This is a genomic window from Leeuwenhoekiella palythoae, from assembly GCF_900130045.1.
In the GTDB taxonomy this organism is placed as follows: domain Bacteria; phylum Bacteroidota; class Bacteroidia; order Flavobacteriales; family Flavobacteriaceae; genus Leeuwenhoekiella; species Leeuwenhoekiella palythoae.
This window is the reverse complement of record NZ_FQXT01000005.1, coordinates 341,320-347,813: the sequence shown is the minus strand read 5'-3', so window position 1 is coordinate 347,813 and position 6,494 is coordinate 341,320. Positions and strand designations below refer to the sequence as shown.

Below are 6,494 nucleotides of genomic sequence, written 5' to 3'. Positions count from 1 at the left end.
GGCTATAGGTGTAAAGGCAGTAATGTCATAGCCGAGTAGTACTAATAACCCGTAAGCTTATGTACGTCTTCCCGCACTTTTTAGTGCGGGAGGAGCACTCTTATACTTATAATGATCAAATCAGATTTGTGATTGTAGTCTTTTTATTATTACCCAATATGTTAACTTATTAAAGTATGTGATTAATTCATACGACAGCTTAAGGTGGTTATAGCGACGGGGCTCACCTCTTACCATTCCGAACAGAGTAGTTAAGCCCGTTAGCGCCGATGGTACTACATCTCGTGGGAGAGTAGGTCGCCGCCTTGTTTTAAAAGTCTGCATCAATATCTGATGCAGACTTTTTTTTATAATAAAGTTAAATGAATCTTTAGCTTCCGGTTTTAAGAGAGTGTGTTTTGGTGTCTGAAGGGCTGGTGGCGAATCTTGGATCTGTGATGTAGGGCAGTCGTTTAATTTTAGAGACCTCTAAGGTGATAAAGTCAAACTCAGTGGTTACTTTAGCTTCTATATGATACAATCCCCGCGCGTAAATAGCACTGCGTTGCGCTACCTCAGGAAATAATACCGTGTCAAGCCAAGCCCCTTCAAAGTCTAGAAAAGTGCCGAAATTCATTCTTAATCCTTTTGCTGTTTTTGTGTTCTTGCAGGTAACTAAATATCCTGCAACTTTTACCTGTTGATCGATATACTCAGGAAGTTCTCTTGCTAAAATGTATTTATGCGGACTCTCTTTCATCAAAAAAAATGGATTGAACAAAGAGAAGCCTAACAATTCCATATAGTCAAAAGCATCTTCATATTGTGAAATATGAAATTTAGGAAGTGTGAAATCGTGTAGGGATATTTTAAAAAAGCTCTGCTGTAACTCATTTTCCGGGATTGTGTTTTCTTTATAGTGAGCTTCCCAAAGCAGGCTGCGTTTATCTTTTCCTAAACTTCTAAGCGCGCCTATCCTGATTAATAATTCTTGTTGCTCTAAGCTTACCGGAACGCGTTGAATAAAGTCGTCATAGGATGTGTATTTAGCGTGCACACGATTATTGATAATATTTAGCATCGTTTTTTTCTCAAGACCTTCTAAGTGCTGAAATCCTAAATAGATTGTTTTATCATAAATCGTTGTTTCAATTTGACTCTTATTAATACAAGGCGGTTCTATAGTTGCGCCGTGCATCTTTGCTTCGTGTACATAAAATTCTGCTTTATAGAAGCCGCCGCCATTGTTTAACGTAGCCACCATATACTCTAAAGGGAAATAACATTTAAGATAAAGACTTTGATAACTTTCGACAGCGTAGGATGCCGAATGTCCTTTGGCAAAGGCATAACCGGCAAAACTTTCTATCTGACGCCATATTTCATTTACTACTTCTTCGGGTTCACCATTGGCTATACAATTGCTTCTAAACTTATCTTGCACATACTGAAACTCTGCCCTGGATCTAAATTTACCGCTCATTCCGCGCCTAAGAACATCTGCTTCATCTAAAGTAAGTTTTGCATAATGGTGTGCTACTTTAATCACATCTTCTTGGTAAACCATAATTCCATAGGTGTCTGTCATAATATTCCAGAGTACGGGATGTGCTTCTTTACGTCGTTCAGGATTTCTATGTCGTAAGATATATTCGCGCATCATTCCGCTTTTTGCGACTCCGGGTCTAATGATAGAACTTGCGGCCACGAGCGTCTGATAATCACTTACGGCCAACTTTTTAAGCAACATACGCATTGCAGGCGATTCTACATAAAAACAGCCTATGCATTCTGCACGCGCGATCATCGCATTGATTTTTGGATCTTTAAAAAAAGGTTTTGGGTTACGTATATCTAAAAGTTGTGCTTCGGGTTGATTTTTTTTGATGATGCTAACGGCGTCTTTGATCTTACCTAAACCGCGCTGCCCTAAAATATCAAACTTGCACAGACCTACATCTTCAGCAATATGCATATCAAATTGTACTGTTGGAAAATCTTTAGGTGGTAAATGCGTCGCAGAAAAGTAATGAATAGGTCTATCTGAAATTAAAATTCCGCCGGCGTGAATGCTGAGATAATTAGGCTTTTTATGAAAATAAGCTGCATACTTAAGAATGAGCTGCGCAATCGAATCTAAGTCTGAAACATTAAACTGACCGCTACTCAACTTGTCTATTTCGGTTTTAGGGAGTCCAAAAACTTTCCCCAGTTCGCGTACGGCCCCGCTATGTTTAAAAGTGACATAAGAGCCTAGTAAAGCAACTTGATTGTTTTTTCCGAATTCTCTAAAAATATATGCCGTTACATCCTCACGATCCCAAGTAGAAAAGTCGATGTCAAAATCAGGCGGACTGCTTCTATATTCATTTAAAAAGCGTTCAAAATAAAGATCTAATTCTATAGGGTCCACATCGGTTATGCGTAACAAGTAAGCTACAATACTGTTGGCACCGCTACCGCGACCTACATAAAAATAATCTTGACTTCGGGCGTATTCAATGATCTTCCAATTGATCAGGAAAAAAGAAACAAAGTCTTTCTTCTTGATCAGTGTAAGCTCACGTTCTAGTCGCTCCCTAATTTTAGGTGTGATCTCATCGTAACGCTCTTTTAAACCCTTTTCACAAAGTGCTAAAAGATGCTTGTAGTCTTTTTGTTCGCTGCCAAAAACAGTTTTTAAATTTTGATTTTGACGCTCTTTAGCAAATTTAAAATCGATGCTGCATTGCTTTAATAATGCTTGAGTGTTTAATAGAATCTGCGGAAACTCTTCAAATAGATTTTCTATCTTTTTTGGATCAAACATCAACTCATCAGGCAAGGCCTGTGCTTCTTTTGGGAGTTTGCTCAGCAGACAATTCAAATCTATGGCACGCAGTAACCGGTGCGCATTAAAATCTCTTTTAGAATTGAAACTCACCGGAAGCAACAAGACCAATTTGTCGTGATAGGTGCTGTATTGAGAAAAGCGTAGCTTGTTTAAATCGTGAATACCAATACCTATAAACTCATTTTCACTGAAATGGGTTTTGTCTAATTCAAGTGCGCGTTCAAAAGCATAAATGGTGAATGCATTTTTAAAAGATGGAGCTGTTTCGGGGAAATTAGTTTTGTTATGAAGATGCTGAGCTAAAAAGTTATTGAGTTCAAGATAGCCTTCGTTATTTTTAGCAAGGCATACATAGCACTGTTCGATTCTGTTTCTAAAATCTACACCTAGCACAGGCTTGACTTTTTTTTCTTTTGCTTTGCGTACAAAATTGAGTCCGGCAGAAGTACTATTAATATCAGTAAGTGCAATAGTGTCCAGTTTATGATCTACCGCAAGATCAAGTAACTGCACCTCAGAAAGAGTGCCGTAACGTAAACTAAAAAAAGAGTGACAATTTAAATACATAAAATGCTTAGGTTGCTATAAATGCTACTGATGTCTGTGTGCTAAAATAATAGGCGGTTGCCCATTAAACGGATTGCCTTGTCCACCAATGGTGCGCGAACCTTCGCCCAGCGTTGCAGCGCGCATAATACTGCGGTCGCCGTAACGTAGGCGTATCGCATCCATCGCTTTATAGAGATTGACGGTGCGGCTAGTGTTTTCAAAAAGATCTATCTGGTAGTGTCCTTCGGTCAAGCCGCTGTAGCGCACACCTACTAATCGTATGAGCAGTCTGCGGTTATAAAGTTTTTCAAAAAGCTCTAAGACCTGCGGAATCAAGTTGTGATCTGCCGCGGTATATGGAATCTTAAGTTGTTTTGAATAGGTCTGAAAATCTGAATATCTCACTTTTACCGTAATGCAGGAAGTCAATTTATTGCCTGCACGTAATTGAAAGGCCAGATTTTCGGCCATTGCACGTATGGTTGTTTTGAGTTTTATGAGATCTGTGGTGTCTCTACCATACGTACGCTCACTAGAGATCGATTTGCGCTCGTGGTATTGCACAATAGGTGTGCGGTCAATACCATTTGCACGTTCCCAGATGACTCTTCCGTTTTTGCCAAAAACAGAAACCATCATTTCTACCGGCATTTGCTGTACCAGTCCCACTTTTTTAACGCCCAGATTACAAAACGTTCTAAAAGTTTTTTCGCCCACCATAGGAATTTTTCTGATAGAAAGTGGCTCGAGAAAGATTTTCTCAAAACCAGCATCAACCTTTAATTGGCTGTCTGGCTTAGCCTCATTTGTAGCGACTTTTGAGACGGTTTTATTCACTGAAAGGCCAAAAGAAATAGGCAAGCCTGTTTCTCTAATAATTTTAGTTCTAAGCTCTTTAGCAAATTTATAGCAACCAAAAAACCGATCCATCCCGGTAAGGTCTGCGTAGAACTCGTCTACACTTGATTTCTCTAAAACAGGCACTTGTTCCTGTAAAATATCGGTTACCATTTTAGAGAATTTGGTATAAACACTTGCGTTACCGCGTATGTAGGTAGCGTGTGGACAAAGCTGTCGCGCCATACGCATCGCCATACCAGAGTGTACGCCATAAGCACGACACTCATAGCTGGCAGCGCTCACCACACCACGATCGCCGGTACCTCCTACAATCACTGGTTTGCCTATGAGTTTGCTGTTTAATCTTCGTTCGCATGAAACGAAAAAAGTATCAAGGTCGAGATGTAAAATATTTCGGTTCATAATAAATAGGAATAAATACAAAATTATGGAAATATTCCTAATAAGTGAAAATCTCAAATTTTATTTGATGTTAAAACTTATGCGGCCTTGTCTGGTCTAGGATTGTATAGAATTGTCTGAAATATAATTTTGAAAGGCTTCTTTGTAGCCTTCAGAAACAGTTATGCGTTTTCCTGAAATGATAACTTGACTACGTTCTATTTCATCAATTTTATCTAACGAAATAATAAATGAGCGATGTATGCGCATAAAGTCAGACGGCAACTCTTGTTCTAAAGCTTTTAGACTTTTTAGGGTGAGCACCGGTTTTGACTGACTCGCGAGGTAAATCTTTATGTAGTCTTTTAAACCTTCAAAATACAGGATGTCGTCGAGTTCTAATTTTACCTGTTTATATTCAGATTTTACAAAAAGGTATTTTTTAGGCGGTGTGGTGGTAGTGTCAGTAGCTGTGCTAACTAACTTAAACCACGATAGCGCTTTGTTTGCCGCTAGTAGAAATTCGGTGTAATTAAAAGGTTTTAAAAGATAGTCTAGCGCATCAACTTTATAGCCTTGCAAGGCATAACTATCAAAAGCTGTTGTAAAAATAACACGCGTGGTTTTGCTAAGCGTTTTAGATAGTTCAATGCCTGTTAGATCGGGCATCTGGATGTCTAAAAAAATAAGATCTATTTGTTCTGTATTCAGAATTTTAAGCGCTTGAATGGCACTACTGCATTTTCCTTTTAGATCAAGAAAGGGTGTTTTTTGAACATAACTTTCTATAAGATTGAGCGCCATAGGCTCATCATCAACAACAATACAGGAAAGTTTAGGTTCTTGAGAAATACTCATCTAACAGGAATATTGAGCTTAGAGATAAATAAATCATTTTGCACATCTATTTTGAGCTTGTGATCATTACCGTAAATCAATTGTAAACGTTTATCTAAGTTAAGCAATCCTATACCAGAACCACTCTGATCTGTGGCATCTTTAGGATAATAATTGTTAACCGAAACAAATTTAATAGTTTCTTCTTCTACGCTGATTTTAAAATCAATGCGGGATAATTCAGTTGATGAGATCCCGTGTTTAAACGCGTTCTCGATAAGTGTGATGATCAGAAGGGGCGCTATTCTTACGTCGCCGGAAACTGTAGGAAAACTATAATTAACGATGACATTGCTAGAAAACCGCAGTTTCATCAACTCGATATAGGTTTTTAAAAAATCTATTTCTTTCTGAAGCGGTACATACTCGGTAGCGGTCTCATAAAGCAGGTAACGCATTAATTTACTCAAGCTGTGAATGGTTTCTTTAGCTTGGTCTGGAGCAATATCTACAAGCGAGTAAATATTGTTTAACGAATTAAAAAAGAAATGCGGCTGAAGCTGGTAACGTAAATACTGCAGTTCTGATTCAAGCTTGATCTTTTCAGCTTCTTGCGTGCGGGTCTCGTCTTTTTTCCACTTTTCGATGGTTTTAAATGCCAGTGCAAAAACTAACGGAACCACAAAAGTGATACTGTTTAAATAAATGAATAAACCCTCGTGAGGTGGGCGCTCTATAGTCTTGTTCTTGGCGAGAATATGCTCAAGATACATTTCTTTAAGCTCATAATTTAAAAACGCTAAAAGACCAATGAGAACCAGATTGATGAGGATAAAAACAGTGTTCTTTTTCTTAAACAGAAATGCATTGATCAGGTATAAATAATTCAGATAAAAAATAACTGCATACAAACCTAGAGGCACCCAGGTATTCATAGCTACCGGCGACAACTCTACCTGACCACCTGCTAAAAAATAGGGCGTAAAAAACAGAGCCGCCCACACCATAAGGTGCAGTAAGATTAGAATTCGTTTGTTTCTTGTGAAATGCATAC

General features: G+C 38.5%; 4 protein-coding genes and 1 rRNA gene. 1 reads left to right on the top strand and 4 read right to left on the bottom strand.

Going from position 1 to position 6,494, the window contains the following annotated elements; genetic code table 11:
- Positions 1–200 precede the first annotated feature (200 nt).
- Positions 201–309, top strand: a 5S ribosomal RNA gene (gene rrf, locus BUA96_RS14880).
- A 61-nt stretch (positions 310–370) separates the two neighbouring features.
- Here rrf and BUA96_RS14875 read toward each other — a convergent pair.
- The 4 genes from BUA96_RS14875 to BUA96_RS14860 all read right to left on the bottom strand — a co-directional run bounded on the left by BUA96_RS14875 (position 371) and on the right by BUA96_RS14860 (position 6,492).
- Positions 371–3,379 (bottom strand): DNA polymerase III subunit alpha, encoded by a 3,009-nt coding sequence (locus BUA96_RS14875; RefSeq protein ID WP_072984387.1) that lies wholly within the window; start codon positions 3,377–3,379, stop codon positions 371–373.
- Positions 3,380–3,403: 24 nt separating this feature from the next.
- Positions 3,404–4,624, bottom strand: coding sequence for a DNA polymerase IV (gene dinB, locus BUA96_RS14870; protein ID WP_072984385.1), 1,221 nt, complete (start codon positions 4,622–4,624; stop codon positions 3,404–3,406).
- Between the two features lie 96 nt (positions 4,625–4,720).
- Positions 4,721–5,461 carry a LytR/AlgR family response regulator transcription factor gene (locus tag BUA96_RS14865; RefSeq protein ID WP_072984383.1) on the bottom strand — a complete coding sequence of 247 codons (741 nt, stop codon included), beginning with the start codon at positions 5,459–5,461 and terminating at the stop codon, positions 4,721–4,723.
- A complete protein-coding gene (locus BUA96_RS14860) occupies positions 5,458–6,492 on the bottom strand; it encodes a sensor histidine kinase (protein ID WP_072984381.1) in 1,035 nt (344 codons plus the stop codon). The genes BUA96_RS14865 and BUA96_RS14860 overlap by 4 nt, the downstream gene beginning before the upstream one ends.
- Positions 6,493–6,494 lie beyond the last annotated feature (2 nt).